10 protein-coding genes are annotated in these 19,030 nt (G+C 60.6%); 7 read left to right on the plus strand and 3 right to left on the minus strand.

From position 1 onward, the window contains the following. The first annotated feature begins 21 nt into the window (after window positions 1-21). The 6 genes from D8779_RS20020 to mmsB all read left to right on the plus strand — a co-directional run bounded on the left by D8779_RS20020 (window position 22) and on the right by mmsB (window position 7,203). A complete protein-coding gene (locus D8779_RS20020; protein WP_136666369.1) occupies window positions 22-1,527 on the plus strand; it encodes a CoA-acylating methylmalonate-semialdehyde dehydrogenase in 1,506 nt (501 codons plus the stop codon). 116 nt (window positions 1,528-1,643) lie between these two features. Further along, window positions 1,644-2,891 (plus strand): substrate-binding protein, encoded by a 1,248-nt coding sequence (locus D8779_RS20025; protein ID WP_136666370.1) that lies wholly within the window; start codon window positions 1,644-1,646, stop codon window positions 2,889-2,891. A 6-nt stretch (window positions 2,892-2,897) separates the two neighbouring features. Next, a complete protein-coding gene (locus tag D8779_RS20030; protein WP_136666371.1) occupies window positions 2,898-4,064 on the plus strand; it encodes an isobutyryl-CoA dehydrogenase in 1,167 nt (388 codons plus the stop codon). A 64-nt stretch (window positions 4,065-4,128) separates the two neighbouring features. Continuing rightward, on the plus strand, window positions 4,129-4,947 hold the full coding sequence (locus D8779_RS20035; RefSeq protein WP_136666372.1) for an enoyl-CoA hydratase: 819 nt from the start codon (window positions 4,129-4,131) through the stop codon (window positions 4,945-4,947). A 139-nt stretch (window positions 4,948-5,086) separates the two neighbouring features. Next, the gene (locus tag D8779_RS20040) at window positions 5,087-6,190 is read left to right on the plus strand and encodes an enoyl-CoA hydratase/isomerase family protein (protein WP_136666373.1); all 1,104 of its coding nucleotides are present in this window, start codon (window positions 5,087-5,089) and stop codon (window positions 6,188-6,190) included. A 101-nt stretch (window positions 6,191-6,291) separates the two neighbouring features. Then, window positions 6,292-7,203 carry a 3-hydroxyisobutyrate dehydrogenase gene (gene mmsB, locus D8779_RS20045; protein ID WP_338109882.1) on the plus strand — a complete coding sequence of 304 codons (912 nt, stop codon included), beginning with the start codon at window positions 6,292-6,294 and terminating at the stop codon, window positions 7,201-7,203. 149 nt (window positions 7,204-7,352) lie between these two features. Here the strand turns inward: mmsB and D8779_RS20050 are convergent, their stop codons facing one another. From D8779_RS20050 to D8779_RS20060, 3 genes are read right to left on the minus strand one after another with little or no spacing between them, the layout of a single operon-like run. Next, on the minus strand, window positions 7,353-8,699 hold the full coding sequence (locus D8779_RS20050; protein WP_136666389.1) for an HlyD family type I secretion periplasmic adaptor subunit: 1,347 nt from the start codon (window positions 8,697-8,699) through the stop codon (window positions 7,353-7,355). A 19-nt stretch (window positions 8,700-8,718) separates the two neighbouring features. Beyond that, window positions 8,719-10,875, minus strand: coding sequence for a type I secretion system permease/ATPase (locus tag D8779_RS20055; RefSeq protein ID WP_136666375.1), 2,157 nt, complete (start codon window positions 10,873-10,875; stop codon window positions 8,719-8,721). Between the two features lie 32 nt (window positions 10,876-10,907). Further along, window positions 10,908-12,251 (minus strand): TolC family outer membrane protein, encoded by a 1,344-nt coding sequence (locus D8779_RS20060; RefSeq protein ID WP_136666376.1) that lies wholly within the window; start codon window positions 12,249-12,251, stop codon window positions 10,908-10,910. A gap of 319 nt (window positions 12,252-12,570) precedes the next feature. Here D8779_RS20060 and D8779_RS20065 point away from each other — a divergent pair. After that, window positions 12,571-19,030: retention module-containing protein (locus D8779_RS20065; protein ID WP_136666377.1), on the plus strand; the 6,460-nt coding region annotated here is incomplete at its 3' end.

The following is a 19,030-nucleotide window of genomic DNA, read 5'->3' on the forward strand; positions in this document are numbered from 1 at the left end:
AGGCCCACCGTGGAGAAAACAATGGCCAAGGCAGTCGCGCAATTGATTGATGGCGAGTGGTGTGAAAGCCGCGCTCGCGAATTTATCGAAGTCACCGACCCGGCGACCCAGGACGTTCTGGCGCTGGTGCCCAAGGCCACGGCCGAAGAAATCGAAGCGGCGATTGCCAGCGCCAAGGCGGCCTTCCTCACCTGGCGCGAAGTGCCGGTCTCCGACCGTGCGCGGGTGATGCTGCGCTACCAGCACCTACTTAAAGAACACCACGACGAGCTGGCGGAAATCCTTGCCGGCGAAACCGGCAAGACCCTGGCCGATGCCAAGGGCGATGTGTGGCGCGGTATCGAAGTAGTCGAGCAGGCCTGCAACATTGCCAGCCTGATGATGGGCGAGACCATGGAGAACGTGGCCCGCGACATCGACACCTCGAGTTGGATTCAGCCGCTGGGCGTATGCGTGGGCGTTACCCCGTTCAACTTCCCGGCGATGATTCCGTTGTGGATGTTTCCCCTGGCCATCGCCGCCGGCAACACCTTTATTCTCAAGCCATCCGAACAGGACCCACTAACGCCCAATCGCCTGGCCGAGCTGTTTATCGAAGCCGGTGCGCCCAAGGGGGTGTTGCAGGTGCTGCACGGCGCACGCGAAGTGGTCGACAGCCTACTGACCCACCCGGACATTCGCGCCATCTCCTTCGTCGGCTCGGTGCCGGTGGGTCAGCATATCTACCGCACCGGTACCGCCCACCTCAAACGCGTGCAAGCGTTTGCCGGGGCCAAGAACCATATGGTGATCATGCCCGACGCCAATAAACAGCAGGTGCTGAGTAACCTGGTCGGTGCCAGCTGCGGCGCGGCCGGGCAGCGCTGCATGGCGATCAGCGTGGCGGTGTTTGTTGGCGAGTCGAAGCAATGGATCGACGAGTTGCAAGCACAAATGGCCGATCTGCAACCCGGCTACTGGACCGATGGCCACGCGGCGTTCGGCCCGTTGATCAGCCAGCAAGCCAAACAACGGGTGATTCGTCTGATTGCCGAGGGCAAGGCCGAGGGCGCCGAATGCCTGCTCGATGGCTCGCATTGCGCGGTTGAGGGTTACCCCAACGGCAACTGGGTCGGCCCTACCCTGTTTCGCGGCGTGACTACAAAGATGAGCTTGTACCGCGAAGAAATCTTCGGCCCGGTGCTGGTGTGCATGGAGGTCGACAACCTGGAAGCAGCCATCGAGCTGGTCAACGCCAGCCCTTATGGCAACGGCACCTCGATCTTCACCCGTTCCGGCGGCGCCGCGCGGCATTATCAACACGCGGTGGAAGTCGGCCAGGTGGGTATCAACGTGCCGGTGCCGGTGCCGCTGCCGTTCTTCTCCTTTACCGGTTGGAAAGGCTCGTTCTACGGTGACCTGCACGCTTACGGCAAACAGGGCGTGCGCTTCTTTACCGAAACCAAGACGGTGACCAGCCGCTGGTTTGATGAAGACGCCCTTGCCAACGCAACGGCCGGACCGAACATGACGATTCAGCTGAAATGAGAAACTGCAGCGGCATTGATCCACTGCAATACGTGACCTCTTAGACCAATAGACGATGCCTCCATGCCCGCCAGTGGCCCAAAGTGCCCTGGCATAACAAAACCATGGAGGATGCAATGAAAAAGTTGACTGCCACTCTGGCCCTTTGGGCTGGAATTACTGCCGTTGCGCAAGCCGCTGAGCCAATCACCTTGGGGCTCAACTACCCACGCAGCGGCCCCTATAAGGAAGAAGGTTTGGCCCAGATGCGCGGAGCCTTGCTGGCCATTGATGAGTTGAACGAGCGCGGCGGCGTGCTCGGTCGGCCGTTGCGCCTGTCCAGCAAAGACACCGCCTCGCGTCCGGCCAAGGCGGTAAAGAACGTCGACAAGCTCGCCGCCGAAGGCGCTGCCATGCTGTTTGGCGGCTCATCCAGCGCGGTGGCCATCGCCGCCGGCAAGCGTGCAGCCACGCATGGCCTGCTGTATTTCGGAACCCTCACCTACTCCAACGACACCACGGGCAAAGACGGCCACCGTTATATGTTCCGTGAGTGCAACAACGCCTGGATGAGCGCTCGCGCCCTGGGCAGCTACCTGACCAAGCACATGCCCAATCAGGATTATTTCTATGTCACTGCCGATTACACCTGGGGCCATACCACCGAAAGCTCCCTGCGCCAGACCACTGGCAGCACCGATGCGGGTAAGCATCCGGGACTTAAAGTGCCCTTCCCAGGCGCCCGCACCGCTGACTACCAGAACGCCCTGACGCAAGCCTCGATGAGTAAAGCCAAAGTGCTGGTACTCGTGCTGTTCGGCGAAGACTTGGTGCGCGCCATGCGTATCGCTAAAGACCTGGGCCTGACCGAGCGCATGCAGATCGTCGCGCCCAACCTAACCCAGCATATGGTCGAGCAAGCCGGCCCCGACATCATGCAGGGCGTGCTGGGCACCGAGCCCTGGACATGGCGCGTGCCAGCGCTGGAGAAATCCGAGCGCGGCCAAGCGTTTGTCAGCCAGTTCAGCGAACGCTACAAAATGTACCCCTCCAGCTCTGCAGCCTCGGCCTACAGCATTGTTTATCAGTGGGCTGACGCCGCCCAACGGGCTGACAGCCTGGACAGCGAAGCGCTGATCAAAGCCTTGGAAAACCACAGTTACCAGTTACTCAAAGACCGCCAACAATGGCGCGCCTTCGATCACCAGAACGCGCAAACCGTTTATGTGGTGCAAGTTAAAGACCGCGCTGAGGTGATCCTCGACCGCTTCAAGCAAGACTACTTCAGCATCGTCGATCGCCTCGACGTATCCCAGGCCGCCCCTAATCTTGCCGACTGGCAAACCGAACGACGGGCCGCCGGACAACCCCTGACCCTACAATGAGGACTTATGGATTTCGAACTCAGCGATGAACAACGCCTGCTGGTAGACAGCGCCCGCCAATTCGCCAGCCGCGAGCTGGCGCCGCATGCCGCCGACTGGGACCGTGACCATCACTTCCCAGTGGACGTGATCAAGCAGGCCGCCGAGCAAGGCTATCTGGCCCTCTACATCAAAGAAGAGGATGGCGGCCTGGGTCTGTCGCGGCTGTCCGCTTCGCTGATTTTCGAGCAGCTGTCGGCCGGCTGCATCGCTACCACCGCCTTCCTCACCATCCACAACATGGCCTCGTGGATGCTCGCCTCCTTCGCCGACCAAGCGCTGAAAGATACCTGGTTGCCGCGCCTGGTCAGCGGCGAGTTATTGGCCTCCTACTGCCTGACTGAACCGGACGCAGGCTCCGACGCCGCGCACCTGCGCACCCGCGCCAAGCGTGATGGCGACGACTATGTGCTGGATGGCAGCAAGTGCTTTATCTCCGGTGCAGGCTCAACCGATGTGCTGATTGTGATGGCGCGCACCGGCGAAGAAAGCGGCGCCAAGGGCGTTTCCTGCTTCCTGGTACCGGCCGATGCCGAGGGTGTGAAGTACGGACGCAACGAACTGAAGATGGGCTGGCGCGCCCAGCCGACCCGCACCATCACCTTTGAAGGCGTACGTATCCCGGCCGGCAACCGCATCGGTCCGGAAGGCCAGGGTTTCGTCTACGCAATGAAGGGCCTGGATGGCGGGCGCATCAATATCGCCAGCTGCTCCCTCGGCGCCGCGCAAGCCGCACTGGAACAATCGCTGCGCTATGTGGAAGAACGCAAACAGTTCGGCAAACCGCTCAGCGACTTTCAGTCGCTGCAATTCAAGCTCGCCGACATGCTCACCGACCTCACCGCCAGCCGGCAGATGGTGCGCCTGGCCGCACATAAACTCGATCACGGCCACAGCGAAGCCAGCCTGTATTGCGCCATGGCCAAGCGCTTTGCCACCGATCACTGCTTCACCCTGTGCAACGAGGCGCTGCAACTTCACGGCGGCTACGGTTATCTGAATGACTACCCGCTGGAACGCTGGGTACGCGACAGCCGCGTGCATCAGATTCTGGAGGGCACCAACGAGATCATGCGAGTGATCATTGCTCGCCGCCTGCTGGATCAGGGCGGCATGCTTGATCGCTTACTGTAACGACTGAACCACGCCCACAACCCCTCTTCTGCATGAAGAGGGGAGCAACCTGACGAGGACACTTATGAGCCACGCCATCGAAGCCTATAACCCCGGGGTCTTCGACCTGACCCACAAGATCACCGTGGAAAAGCACGGCCATACAGCGCTGATCACCATCAACAACCCGCCGGCCAATACCTGGGACCGCGAGTCGTTGATCGGCCTTAAACAACTGGTCGAACATCTCAATCATGACGATGACATTTACGCCTTGGTGATTACCGGCCAGGGCGGCAAGTTTTTCAGCGCTGGCGCTGACCTCAAGCTGTTCGCTGATGGCGACAAAGCCCGTGCACGCGAGATGGCACGGCGCTTCGGCGAGGCCTTCGAGGCGTTGCGTGATTTTCGCGGGGTATCGATTGCCGCGATCAATGGCTACGCCATGGGCGGCGGTCTGGAATGTGCTCTGGCCTGTGATATCCGTATCGCCGAACGCCAAGCACAACTGGCCCTGCCGGAAGCCACGGTCGGTTTGCTGCCCTGCGCGGGCGGCACTCAGCACCTGAGTTGGTTGGTCGGCGAAGGCTGGGCCAAACGCATGATTCTCTGCGGCGAACGCCTGGATGCAGAAACCGCCCTGCGCATCGGCCTGGTCGAGCAAGTGGTCGACAGCGGTGAAGCCCGTGGTCATGCCTTGCTGCTGGCGGCAAAAGTCGCGCGGCAGAGCCCGGTGGCGGTACGCACCATCAAACCGTTGATTCAGGGTGCGCGCGAACGCAGCCCGAGCACCTGGCTGCCAGAAGAGCGCGAACGTTTTGTTGACCTGTTCGACGCCGATGACACCCGCGAAGGGGTCAACGCCTTCCTGGAAAAACGCGACCCGCAGTGGCGCAATAAATGATCTGCCGGCTGATGGAAAACCCTGCGCGGCTTTCCACGCAGGCAACGCAAATCCGTAGGGTGGATGTCGTTTTTAACATCCACCATGGCCTCACTCGGTGGATGGATAAAACGTCATCCACCCTACGCTGGAAACACAGATGAACGTGCAATTCGAAGAGCGCCCGGCCCAACACGGCATGCGCATCGGCATCGCCAGCCTGGATGCCGAAAAAAGCCTCAACGCCCTTTCGCTGCCGATGATCGAGGCGCTGGATGCCAAGCTCAAGGCTTGGGCTGATGACCCGAGCATTGCCTGCGTCATGTTGCGTGGTAACGGCCCCAAAGCGTTCTGCGCTGGCGGCGACGTGGTGCAGCTGGTGCATCAATGCCGTGAACACCCGGGCGAAATACCGCCCTTGGCGCGGCGCTTTTTTGCCGACGAATACCGCCTCGACCACCGCATCCACACCTTCCCAAAACCCTTTATCTGCTGGGCTCATGGCCACGTACTGGGCGGCGGCATGGGCCTGATGCAAGGTGCAGGCATTCGCATCGTCACCCCAGGCAGCCGCCTGGGCATGCCGGAAGTGAATATCGGCCTGTACCCGGATGTAGGCGGCAGCTGGTTCCTCGCGCGCCTGCCGGGCAAGCTCGGTTTATTTCTCGGCCTGACCGCCAGCAGCATCAACGCCCGCGATGCGCTGGATCTGGACCTGGCCGACCGCGTGCTACTCGACAGCCAGCAAGACGATCTGCTCAATGGCCTGGCGCAACTCAACTGGCAGGAGCAGAGCGCGCAGCAACTACACAGCCTGCTCAAGGCTCTGGAAAACCAGGCCCTGCCTGAACTGCCAGAAGCCCAATGGTTGCCGCGCCGTGCGCGCATCGACGAGCTGCTCGATACCGCCGACCTGCCCCACGCCTGGCAGGCCATCAGTACCTTGCACAGCGATAGCGACCTGCTCCTCGCGCGCGCCGCCAAAACGCTGAATGGCGGCTGCCCGCTGACCGGTCATCTGGTTTGGGAGCAAATCAAACGGGCCAAACCGCTGTCATTGGCCGAGGTATTCCGCATGGAATACGCCATGAGCCTGAACTGCTGCCGCCATCCGGAGTTTCCCGAGGGTGTGCGCTCACGCCTGATCGACAAAGACCACGCGCCACAGTGGCACTGGCCGGATGTAGCGAACATCCCTGACGAAGTGATCGAAGCACACTTCACCCCCGTCTGGGACGGTGAACACCCGCTGGCAGATTTGTAGGTTGGATGGCGCTTTTTTCATCCACCAATAAGACCGCAGCGGGTGGATGAGTGAAACGTCATCCACCCTACACGGCTATTGACCAGCAGCGGCCTGGGTCGCTGCTCCCTCAGGCAAGGAGAGCAAAAATGAACAAAATTGCCTTTATCGGCCTCGGCCACATGGGTCTGCCCATGGCGCGCAACCTGCTTAAGGCCGGTTTCAACCTCAGCGTCTTCGACCTGCTGCAAGCGGCCGTCGAAGACCTGGCCAAGGATGGTGCCCAGGCCGCCAGCAGCGCCGTAGATGCTGTGCAAGGGGCTGATGTGGTGGTCAGCATGCTGCCGGCCAGCCGACATGTCGAAGGCTTGTACTTGGGTGATAACGGCCTGCTGGCCGCGCTTAAGCCTGGCAGCCTGGTGCTGGAATGCTCGACCATTGCCCCAGAGTCCGCACGCAAGGTGCACCAGGCGGCCCAGGCGCGCGGCATCGAACTGCTCGACGCCCCAGTGTCCGGCGGCACCGCCGGCGCAGCAGCTGGCACCCTGACCTTTATGATCGGCGGCGCGGCCAGCACCCTGGAAAAAGCCCGCACAATCTTTGAAGCCATGGGCAAGAACATCTTCCACGCGGGTCCCGACGGTGCCGGCCAGGTGGCCAAGGTGTGCAATAACCAAGTGTTGGCAGTACAGATGATCGCCACTGCTGAAGCCATGGCCATGGGCGTGGCCAACGGCTTGGAGCCGGCAGTGCTGGCCGAAATCATGCGCCAGAGCTCGGGCGGCAACTGGACCCTAGAGAAGTACAACCCCTGGCCCGGCGTGATGGAAAACGCCCCGGCCTCCAAAGGCTACAGCGGCGGCTTTATGGCCGAGCTGATGACCAAAGACCTGGGCCTCGCCCAGGAAGCCGCTCAAGCCAGCGGCAGCAGCACGCCCATGGGGGCGCTGGCGTTGCAGCTGTATCGCTTGCTGCTCAAGCAAGGCAAGGGCAAGCAGGACTTCTCGGTGGTGCAGCAGCTGTTTGTTGAGTAGGCCCGAACCCCGCCTCATCGTAGGAGCGGGCCATGCCCGCGAAGCTTTCAATCGCGGCCATGGCCCGCTCCTACGTCGATAAACAGTTAACCCGCAGGCAACAAAAAGCCGCAGCGAGCTGCGGCTTTTTTGTGGGCAAAGTAGGCGGTCTAGCGCTCGCGCAATGCTTCGCTACGGGCGCGGATAATCGGCTTGAGCAGGTAGCTGAGCACACTCTTCTTGCCGGTGATGATATCCACCGAAGCGACCATCCCAGGAATGATCAGCAGCGGATTTTCCACCGTTCCGAGATGGCTTTTATTGGTACGCAGCTTGATCACATAAAAGCTGTTGCCTTCATCGTCGGTCACGGTGTCCGCGCCAATCTGCTCCAGCTCGGCCTTGAGCCCACCGTAGATGGTGTAGTCATAGGCGGTGAACTTGACCATGGCTTCCTGCCCCGGATGCAGAAAGGCAATGTCCTGCGGACGAATACGCGCCTCGACCAAGAGGTTTTCATCCAACGGCACAATTTCCACCAGGTCGCTGCCTGGCTGAATCACCCCACCGATGGTGTTGACCAGTAGCTGCTTAACGATGCCGCGCACCGGCGAGGTGACCAGGGTACGGTTGACGCGGTCTTCCAGCGCCCTACCGGTCGACTGGATCTTGCTCAGCTCGGTGCGCGCTTCATTCAGCTGAGTCAGTGCCTCACTGCGAAAACGTCCACGGGTTTCATCGATCTTGCGCTCCACTTCCTTGATCGCTGCTTCGGCTCGCGGCATCGCCAACGTGGTGGCATCCAACTGGCCGCGCGCTTCCACTTCGGCACGCTTAAGGCGCAAGACTTCCACCTGGGAAATCGCACCTTGAGCCACTAACGGCTCAGACATGCGAATTTCCTGTCGCAGCAAGCTGAGGCTACTGCGAAACTGCCCTTGCTTGGAGGCAAACTCTCGCAGCTCCTGCTGCCGCTGGATCAACTGCTCTTCCAGGCCCGCCACCTCATCCAGCAATTGCTGTTTACGGCTGTTGAACAGCTGGATTTCGTTATCTGCCTGGCGGCCGGCCTTTTCCCGCACCTCATCAGCAACCACCAGCTCGCGATCCTGCACTTCGGCACTCAAGCGCTCCACGCGCAGCAGCAAAGCCAAGCGATCGGCCTCCGTTTCACCCACGTTGGAGGCAAAACGAGTGTCGTCCAAGCGCAACAACGGCGCGCCGGCGTCAACAATCTGCCCTTCACGGACAAACAGCTCGGCGACAATACCGCCTTCCAAGTTCTGAATTTTCTGCAGGCGCGAGGACGGGATCGCCTTGCCATCGCCCCGAGTCACTTCATCAACCACGGCGAAATTGGCCCACAGCAGGCAGAACACCACAAAAGCAATCAGCCCCCAGATGGTCAGCCGGACAACCCGCGGTGCATCCTCAATCAAGGCTTTGTTGATCTCAGGCAGCGGCTCATCACCCAGCTCATCGTCACTGCCAAAATAGGCCGCCACGGCCTGACGCAGACTCTTCTTCTCGGGCGCTTTAGCTGACACTGATTTGCCCCTTTTTCAGCGCTTCCATCACGCTACTTTTTGGTCCGTCGGCGATGATCTGCCCGCGATCCACGATAATCAGCCGGTCGACCAGGCTGAGCATCGAGGCGCGGTGGGTGACCAACAGCAGGGTCTTGGTGCCGATTACCGCTGACAAGCGCTGCTTGAGGCGCTCTTCGCCGGTGTTGTCCATGGCGCTAGTCGGCTCATCAAGCAATAGAATCGGCGGGTCGAGCAACAACGCACGGGCCAAGGCAACGTTCTGCCGCTGGCCGCCGGATAGATTCTGCCCGCGCTCCCCAACTTGCAGCTCATAGCCTTTGGGGTGCAGGCGTACGAACTCATGCACACCCGCCAACTCAGCGGCCTGCAACACCAGTTCGTCCTCCACATAACGGGCGCCGGACACCAGGTTGTCGCGCAAGGTGCCACTGAACAATTGAATGTCCTGCGGCACATAACCGATGTTGTGGCGTAAATCGCTGACATCCAGCTGGCGCACATCAATACCGTCTACCAGCAAACTGCCAGCGTCGGGCTGATACAAGCCGACAATCAGCTTGGCCAACGAGCTTTTACCCGAACCACTGCGGCCGATGATGCCAATTTTCTCGCCTGGGCGAACCACCAGGTTAATGCTTTGCAGGGCAGCCTGTTGTTGATCCGGATAATGGAAATCCAGCTGACGAAACTCAATCGCCCCTTGCAGCGACTGGCGCTTGAGCGGGCGCTCATCGGCATGGCGCTCTTGCGGCAACTCCATCATCTGGTTGACGGACTCAAGGGTGATCTTGGCCTGCTGATAACGGGTCAGCAAACCCGAAATTTGCGTCAATGGCCCCAGAGCGCGACTGCTGAGCATGTAGCAGGCAATCAGTCCGCCCATGCTCAGGTTGCCATCGATGATCTGGTACACACCGAGCACAATCACCACTACACCGGCCAGCTGCTGTAACAGCATGGTGGCGTTCATCGCCAGGCTGGAGAGCATGCGCGCGCGCAGCTCCAGACGGCTCAGTGTGCCAATGGTCTGCTCCCAGACGTATTGGCGCTCACTCTCTGCATTGTTGACCTTGACTGCATCCAGCCCCGCCAGGCTCTCGATCAGGCTCGACTGACGCTCAGCCGCCAACGCCATGGTGCGCTGCATGGTTTCTGCCAACGGCCGTTGCAACGTCCAACCAATCAGGGCCACCAGCGGGAAGGCCAGCACCGGAATCCACACCAGATGCCCACCGATCATGGCGATCACCGCGAGAATCAACAGGGTAAACGGCAGGTCGATAACGCTGGCCAGGGTCAGCGAAGCGAGGAAATCACGTAGGCTCTGAAATTCGTGAATGTTCTGCGCAAAGCTACCGACCCGCGCCGGACGGAACTTCATGGCCATACCAACGATGCGCTCGAACAGCGTGGCGGAGATGATCAGGTCGGTCTTTTTGCCCGCCAAATCCAGACACAAGCCGCGCAAGGTTTTCAGCAGCAGATCGAAGCAGAACACCCCGGCGATACCAATTGCCAATACCCACAGCGTGGCTTCAGCCTGGTTGGGCACTACGCGGTCGTACACATTCATCACAAACAGCGGCGTCGCCAAACCGATCAGGTTGATCAGAAAACTCGCGGCAATGGCATCGATATACAGCCAGCGAGACCGCTTGAGGGTGTCGCGAAACCAGGACGTGGCACGCGGGATCAACTCACCACGGTTGAAATCGAACTTATGCAGTGGCTGAGCAAAGAACACGCGGCCACTGTAATCCTCGGCCAGTGTTTCGACACTCACGCGCACCTCACCACCCTCGCTTTCACTGGGCATGACGCGCGCACGTCCCTGATCATCCCAACCCAGCAAAATGGCACTTCGACCATCACGCAGCAGCAACAAGGCTGGCATGGCCAAAGCCGGAATCTTCTCCAAACCACGACGCAACCAACGCCCCTGAAGCCCCGCACGCGCGGCGGCACGCGGCAGCAACTCGGCACTCAAGCGCTGCTCAGGCAGCGGCAAACCAGCCGTGAGCATGGCGCGACTGACTGACTTTTGATGCAGGCTACACAGTGACAGAAGGCTATCGAGTAGAGGGTCGTCGTAGCGATCACGCGGATCGCTACGGGTTTGTATCGGGCTGGGGTCTACTGCCACTGGGCTTTACTCATCGACGGCTGGGCTCAGGCTCAATTCAGACCGGGTAAATTTACCTGGGCCTTCACTTCGTCCAGTGGCGCAGCGGCCATCGGCGCGACTACACCCTGACTCTTGAGCAGGGAGCCCATGGTGGCCTTGATCCGGTATTGAGTAAACAGCTCGGTGAACCGCACTTCTTCAAGTCGGCGCGAGGCAGTGAATAACTCGTTTTCACTGTCGAGCAAATCCAGCAAGGTGCGCTCGCCCAGGCCGAATTGCTTCTGGTAGGACTCACGCACGCGGCTGCTGTAGTCAACGTACTGTTGAGCTATCGGCAACTGCTGGCGGGCATTTTCTCGAGCATTCCAGGCCAAGCCCAAGTCTTCATTCAATACCCGCAGGGCGTTATTACGAATATCCATGGCCTGGTTCGTCTGATAGGCCTTGGACTGCAGATCAGCCTTATTGCTACCGCCGGCAAACAGGTTGTAGCGCATACGCAGCATGGCCTGCCACTCATTGCTATGGCCACTAACGCCATCAATGTTGTTATCCAGCCCGCGTGACAACTCAGCATCAACCCGTGGGTAGAAACTCGATTTGGCCGCTTCATACTGCTGCTCAGTGGCCTGAACATCCGCCTCGGCAGAACTCAGAAAAGGGTTGTTGGCGAGCATTTCCTCACGCGCAGCCGGCAGGCTTTCGGGCAAGTGACCAACAAGGCCAGCAGGCCGGGTCAGCTCACTGGCATCACGGCCAACCACGCTGAAGTAATTGACCTGCGCATCGGCCAGGTTAGTTTGCTCGGTGATCAGGTTGTTACGCGCTTGCGCCAAGCGCGCCTCCGCCTGATCAAGATCGGCCGTGCGCCCCACGCCGCTCTGGCTACGCAGGGTGATCTGGTCATAGATCCGTTCATGACTGGCCAGGTTCGTTTCAGCCAAGCGAACCAACTCCTGACGCGTCAGCACATCCAGATATACCTGCGCCACTGTCAGAGCGGTGCGTTCAGAGGTTCCCAGCAGCTCATAAGCGCGCGCATTCACCGTGGCACGTTGGCGACCGACTTCACTGCGGGTGGCAAAACCGTCGAACACCATCTGCTGCAGACGCAGGCTCGACTCACCGCGAGTCAGGGTTTCGGTGTTGTGGCTCTGCCCGCGGGTACTTGGACTGTCGGTGCCTTCACGGCCATAACCGGCCAACAGGTCAACTCGCGGCAGGTAGCCGCCCCTGGCGGCGTTCATTTGCTCTTCAACCGACAAGCGCGCATTGATCCCCGCCTGTATCTCCGGATGCACCTCAAGGGCACGTTGCATAGCTTCATTAAGGGTCTGACCATGAGCAGCCATCGATACAGCGAGAACAAGAGGGAGCAGTGCAAAAAAACGCATTAAATGAAATTCCTTGGGAGCTGGACGAGTGACGCAGAGCAACGAAGACCGGACGCGCTTGACGCAAAATAGCAAAGGAGACATAACAACCCAAACGAGAACCACATCACACAGCACGGAGATTAATATCAAAGTGATATCATCTCGAGCAGTATTTATGACCACGTGCGCGTTATTAATAGCTTGGTATGCCAGTAATTCCATAATGGAATAAGCAAAGTTTATGACGCCGTTCTTTTGTCAGATTATCAGTCTTCAAATCTAAAAAATGCTTCACTGTTTTTAATGATTTTACCGCGCCCACCTCGGAGCCCGTTCTATGAGCACTATCGTCGCCATCGTAAAAAGTCTTGTAGGTCAGGTTTTTGCTGTTTCTCTCGACGGCCTCAAACGTCAAATATTCGAAGGCGAACGCCTGCTGATGGGTGAACAGGTCGTAACCGGCTTGGGCGGGGAAGTAACATTGCAGTTGGCCAATGGCGAACTGATAGATGTGGCGCAAAACAGCAGCTGGCAGGCAGCCCCCGGCGCCGCTCAAGCTGAAGACGATAAGCCCGAGCCTACGTCAGGATTGGAACAGGCGCTGACTGCCGGTTTCGACCCCACTGTCGACCTCGAGGCCCCAGCCGCAGGTCCAGGCACTGGTGGCGGTACCGGTGGCGCAGCGGGTGGTGGGCATAGTTTTGTGTTGCTGGGAGAAACAGGCCAACAACTGGAGGCAGTTGTCGGTTTTGACACCTCCAACCGGGGTCTGAACGGAACAGACCAGAACGAGACATTCGGTACAGGCGAGCAAACCAACCAAACAACTGCCGCAGAGACCAATCTAGTCACTCCAGCTGCAAATGCACCAAGCGTAGCGCTGACTAACGACAGCGGTACCAGTGCCACTGACCTGATCAGCAATGACGGCACCCTGGCAATTGGCGGCGTCGAGCCAGGATCATTAGTCGAATACAGCACTGACGGCGGTAGCAGTTGGAACACCAACTTCACACCTAGTGAGGGAACGAACACTGTTCTCGTTCGCCAAACGACTACTGATGGCAGTACGTCCGCCTCTTCTAGCCTGACCTTTACCCTCGACACTCAAGTTGCTACGCCGACCCTCACCCTAACCACTGACAGCGGTGTAGCCGGTGACCTGATCAGTAACGATGGCAGTTACAGCGTCAGCGGCACAGAAGCTGGGGCCACCGTCGAATACAGCATCGACGGTACAACCTGGAGCACCGCTGCACCAACGGCAGTGGAAGGCAGTAACACCATCCAGGTGCGTCAGACCGATGCGGCCGGCAACATCTCTGCCCCGTCTAGCCTGACATTTACCCTAGACACCCAAGCTGCGGCACCGACGGTGACCATTGCCACCGACACCAACAACGATGGCACCCTCAGCAGCGCCGAGCTGGGCAACGCCACCACCGTCAGCGTCAGCGTCGCACTGCCGACCGGCACCGTCGTGGGCGATACGCTGAATGTCACACTCAATGGCGTGGCACAAACACCGATCGTCCTGACCCAAACGCAGATCAACAATGGCATAACCTTTGATGTCGCACGCCCTGCCGACGGCCAGAACATCACTGCATCCGCCACCGTCACCGATGCGGCCAACAATACCTCACCAGCAGGCTCCGACAGCGTAACCGTCGGCGATACCACCGCGCCTACCGTGTCCAGCATTGTGATGGCCGACACCGCCCTCAGCGTCGGTGAGACCAGCCTGGTCACCATCACCTTCAGCGAGGCTGTCGTCGCCTTTGATAACACCGATGTCAGCGTCGAGAACGGCACCCTCAGCGCCTTGAGCAGCACCGATGGTGGTGTGACCTGGACCGGGACTTTCACCCCAAGCGTCAATGTTGAAGACACCAGCAACCTGATCACCGTGGCCGCGACTTACACCGACACCGCCGGTAACGCCGGCACCGGGGCCAGCAGCGCTAACTATCAGATCGACACCCAGGCCCCTGTGTTGAGCATCAGCGACAACGTCGCCGGTGTCGCCAATGGCCCAGTGACCTTCACCTTTAGCTTCACTGAGGCCGTCACCGGCTTCAGCGCTGATGACGTCAGCGTCGCCAACGGTACTAAAGGCGCCTTCACCAGCGTCGATGGTCAGACCTACACCTTGGTCGTCACCCCGACCGGCGGCGAGATCACCGTCGCCGTGGCCGACGGCGCTGCTGTCGATGCCGCCGGCAACGCCAGCACTGCAGCCAACGCCACCCAGGCCGTCGACATCAGCCCGCCCACCGTGGCCAGCATTGTGATGGCTGACACCGCCCTCAGCGTGGGTGAGACCAGCTTGGTCACCATCACCTTCAGCGAAGCGGTTAGCGGTTTCGATAACACCGATGTCACCGTCGAGAACGGCACCCTCAGCGCCCTGAGCAGCACCGATGGTGGTGTGACCTGGACCGGGACGTTCACCCCAAGCGTCAATGTTGAAGACACCAGCAACCTGATCACCGTCGCCGCGACTTACACCGACACCGCCGGTAACGCCGGCACCGGGGCCAGCAGCGCCAATTACCAGATCGACACCCAGGCCCCTGTGTTGAGCATCAGCGACAACGTCGCCGGTGTTGCCAATGGCCCAGTGACCTTCACCTTTAGCTTCACTGAGGCCGTCACCGGCTTCAGCGCTGATGACGTCAGCGTCGCCAACGGTACTAAAGGCGCCTTCACCAGCGTCGATGGTCAGACCTACACCTTGGTGGTCACCCCCACCGGCGGCGAAATCACTGTCGCCGTGGCCGACGGCGCTGCTGTCGATGCGGCCAGCAACGCCAGCACTGCCGCCAACGCCACCCAGGCCGTCGACATCAGCCCGCCAAAAATTACTGGCATGAGTGTGCAGCATGCCACTGAAGGTGCCGATTTAGTCTGCACGGTGACCCTAGACAAAGCTTCAGGCGCGTCTTTCAATTTGCCACATAGCATTGGCGGTGGTACCGCCTCACTCACAGATTATGGAACGCCCATTTACAGTAATGGCGTAACTGTAGTGGGGACGAATTTGCTAATACCTGCCGGCGTTAGCAGCTTCAGCATCACCCTGCCTACAGTAGACGACAGCCTGAGTGAAGCGACTGAAACTGTACCGTTCACATTTGGCGCCCTGACTATTGCGGGAAATATCTACGACAACGACGCTGTACCTAGCCTCAGCATCAACAATATCAGCGTGAATGAAGACGCGGGCACTGCGACCTTCACCGTCACTCTATCGGCGGCATCGGGTCAAGCTGTGAGTGTCAACTACGCCAGCAGCAACGGCAGTGCCACGGCAGGTAGCGACTACACCACGGTCAGCGGTACGCTTAATTTCGCCGCTGGCGAACTCACCCAAACCATCACAGTCCCTATCAGCGATGATGGCTTGGTTGAAGTCAGCGAGAACTTCACCATCACCTTAAGCAACCCTAGCAATGCCACCCTTGGTGTTGCATCGGGTACCGCGACTATCAACGACAACGACAGCGCGCCCACCGTTGCCAGCATTGTCATGGCCGACACCGCCCTCAGCGTCGGTGAGACCAGCCTCGTCACCATCACCTTCAGCGAGGCGGTCGTCGCCTTTGATAACACCGATGTCAGCGTCGAGAACGGCACCCTCAGCGCCTTGAGCAGCACCGATGGCGGCGTCACCTGGACCGGGACGTTCACCCCAAGCGTCAACGTGACCGACACCACTAACCTGATCACCGTCGCCGCGACCTACACCGACACCGCCGGCAACGCTGGCACCGGGGCCAGCAGCGCCAATTACCAGATCGACACCCAGGCCCCTGTGTTGAGCATCAGCGACAACGTCGCCGGTGTTGCCAATGGCCCAGTGACCTTCACCTTTAGCTTCACTGAGGCCGTCACCGGCTTCAGCGCTGATGACGTCAGCGTGGCCAACGGTACTAAAGGCGCCTTCACCAGCGTCGATGGTCAGACCTACACCTTGGTCGTGACCCCGACCGGCGGCGAGATCACCGTCGCCGTGGCCGACGGCGCTGCTGTCGATGCCGCCGGCAACGCCAGCACTGCAGCCAACGCCACCCAGGCCGTCGACATCGGCGCGCCAACGGTTGCCAGCATTGTGATGGCCGACACCGCCCTCAGCGTCGGTGAGACCAGCCTGGTCACCATCACCTTCAGCGAGGCGGTCGTCGCCTTTGATAACACCGATGTCACCGTCGAGAACGGCACCCTCAGCGCCCTGAGCAGCACCGATGGCGGCGTCACCTGGACCGGGACTTTCACCCCAAGCGTCAACGTGACCGACACCACTAACCTGATCACCGTCGCCGCGACCTACACCGACACCGCCGGGAACGCCGGCACCGGGGCCAGCAGCGCCAACTACCAGATCGACACCCAGGCCCCTGTGTTGAGCATCAGCGACAACGTCGCCGGTGTTGCCAATGGCCCAGTGACCTTCACCTTTAGCTTCACTGAGGCCGTCACCGGCTTCAGCGCTGATGACGTCAGCGTGGCCAACGGCACCAAAGGCGCCTTCACCAGCGTCGATGGTCAGACCTACACCTTGGTGGTCACCCCCACCGGCGGCGAAATCACCGTCGCCGTGGCCGACGGCGCTGCTGTCGATGCCGCCGGCAACGCCAGCACTGCAGCCAACGCCACCCAGGCCGTCGACATCGGCGCGCCAACGGTTGCCAGCATTGTGATGGCCGACACCGCCCTCAGCGTCGGTGAGACCAGCCTGGTCACCATCACCTTCAGCGAGGCGGTCGTCGCCTTTGATAACACCGATGTCACCGTCGAGAACGGCACCCTCAGCGCCTTGAGCAGCACCGATGGTGGTGTGACCTGGACCGGGACGTTCACCCCAAGCGTCAACGTGACCGACACCACTAACCTGATCACCGTCGCCGCGACTTACACCGACACCGCCGGTAACGCCGGCACCGGGGCCAGCAGCGCCAACTACCAGATCGACACCCAGGCTCCTGTGTTGAGCATCAGCGACAACGTCGCCGGTGTTGCCAATGGCCCAGTGACCTTCACCTTTAGCTTCACTGAGGCCGTCACCGGCTTCAGCGCTGATGACGTCAGCGTGGCCAACGGTACTAAAGGCGCCTTCACCAGCGTCGATGGTCAGACCTACACCTTGGTCGTGACCCCGACCGGCGGCGAGATCACCGTCGCCGTGGCCGACGGCGCTGCTGTCGATGCCGCCGGCAACGCCAGCACTGCAGCCAACGCCACCCAGGCCGTCGACATCGGCGCGCCAACGGTTGCCAGCATTGTGATGGCCGACACCGCCCTCAGCGTCGGTGAGACCAGCTTGGTTACCATCACCTTCAGCGAGGCTGTCGTCGCCTTTGATAACACCGATGTCAGCGTCGAGAACGGCACCCTCAGCGCCCTGAGCAGCACCGATGGCGGCGTCACCTGGACCGGGACCTTCACCCCAAGCGTCAACGTGACCGACACCAGCAACCTGATCACCGTCGCCGCAACTTACACCGACACCGCCGGTAACGCCGGCACCGGGGCCAGCAGCGCCAACTACCAGATCGACACCCAGGCCCCTGTGTTGAGCATCAGCGACAACGTCGCCGGTGTCGCCAATGGTCCGGTGACCTTCACCTTTAGCTTCACTGAGGCCGTCACCGGCTTCAGCGCTGATGACGTCAGCGTGGCCAACGGTACTAAAGGCGCTTTCACCAGCGTCGATGGTCAGACCTACACCTTGGTGGTCACCCCCACCGGCGGCGAGATCACCGTCGCCGTGGCGGCCAATGCCGCCCAGGATGCCGCCGGCAACGCCAGCACTGCCGCCAACGCCACCCAGGCCGTCGACATCGGCGCGCCAACGGTTGCCAGCATTGTGATGGCCGACACCGCCCTCAGCGTCGGTGAGACCAGCCTGGTCACCATCACCTTCAGCGAAGCGGTCAGCGGTTTCGATAACACCGATGTCACCGTCGAGAACGGCACCCTCAGCGCCCTGAGCAGCACCGATGGCGGCGTCACCTGGACCGGGACGTTCACCCCAAGCGTCAACGTGACCGACACCACTAACCTGATCACCGTCGCCGCGACTTACACCGACACCGCCGGTAACGCCGGCACCGGGGCCAGCAGCGCCAACTATCAGATCGACACCCAGGCCCCTGTGTTGAGCATCAGCGACAACGTCGCCGGTGTCGCCAATGGCCCAGTGACCTTCACCTTTAGCTTCACTGAGGCCGTCACCGGCTTCAGCGCTGATGACGTTACCGTGGCCAACGGTACTAAAGGCGCCTTCACCAGCGTCGATGGTCAGACCTACACCTTGGTGGTCACCCCCACCGGCGGCGAGATCACCGTCGCCGTGGCCGACGGCGCTGCTGTCGATGCCGCCGGCAACGCCAGCACTGCCGCCAACGCCACCCAGGCCGTCGACATCGGCGCGCCAACGGTTGCCAGCATTGTGATGGCCGACACCGCCCTCAGCGTCGGTGAGACCAGCTTGGTCACCATCACCTTCAGCGAGGCGGTCGTCGCCTTTGATAACACCGATGTCAGCGTCGAGAACGGCACCCTCAGCGCCCTGAGCAGCACCGATGGCGGTGTGACCTGGACCGGGACGTTCACCCCAAGCGTCAACGTGACCGACACCACTAACCTGATCACCGTCGCCGCGACTTACACCGACACCGCCGGGAACGCCGGCACCGGGGCCAGCAGCGCCAACTACCAGATCGACACCCAGGCCCCTGTGTTGAGCATCAGCGACAACGTCGCCGGTGTTGCCAATGGCCCAGTGACCTTCA

Source organism: Pseudomonas leptonychotis, assembly GCF_004920405.1.
Classification (GTDB): Bacteria; Pseudomonadota; Gammaproteobacteria; order Pseudomonadales; family Pseudomonadaceae; genus Aquipseudomonas; species Aquipseudomonas leptonychotis.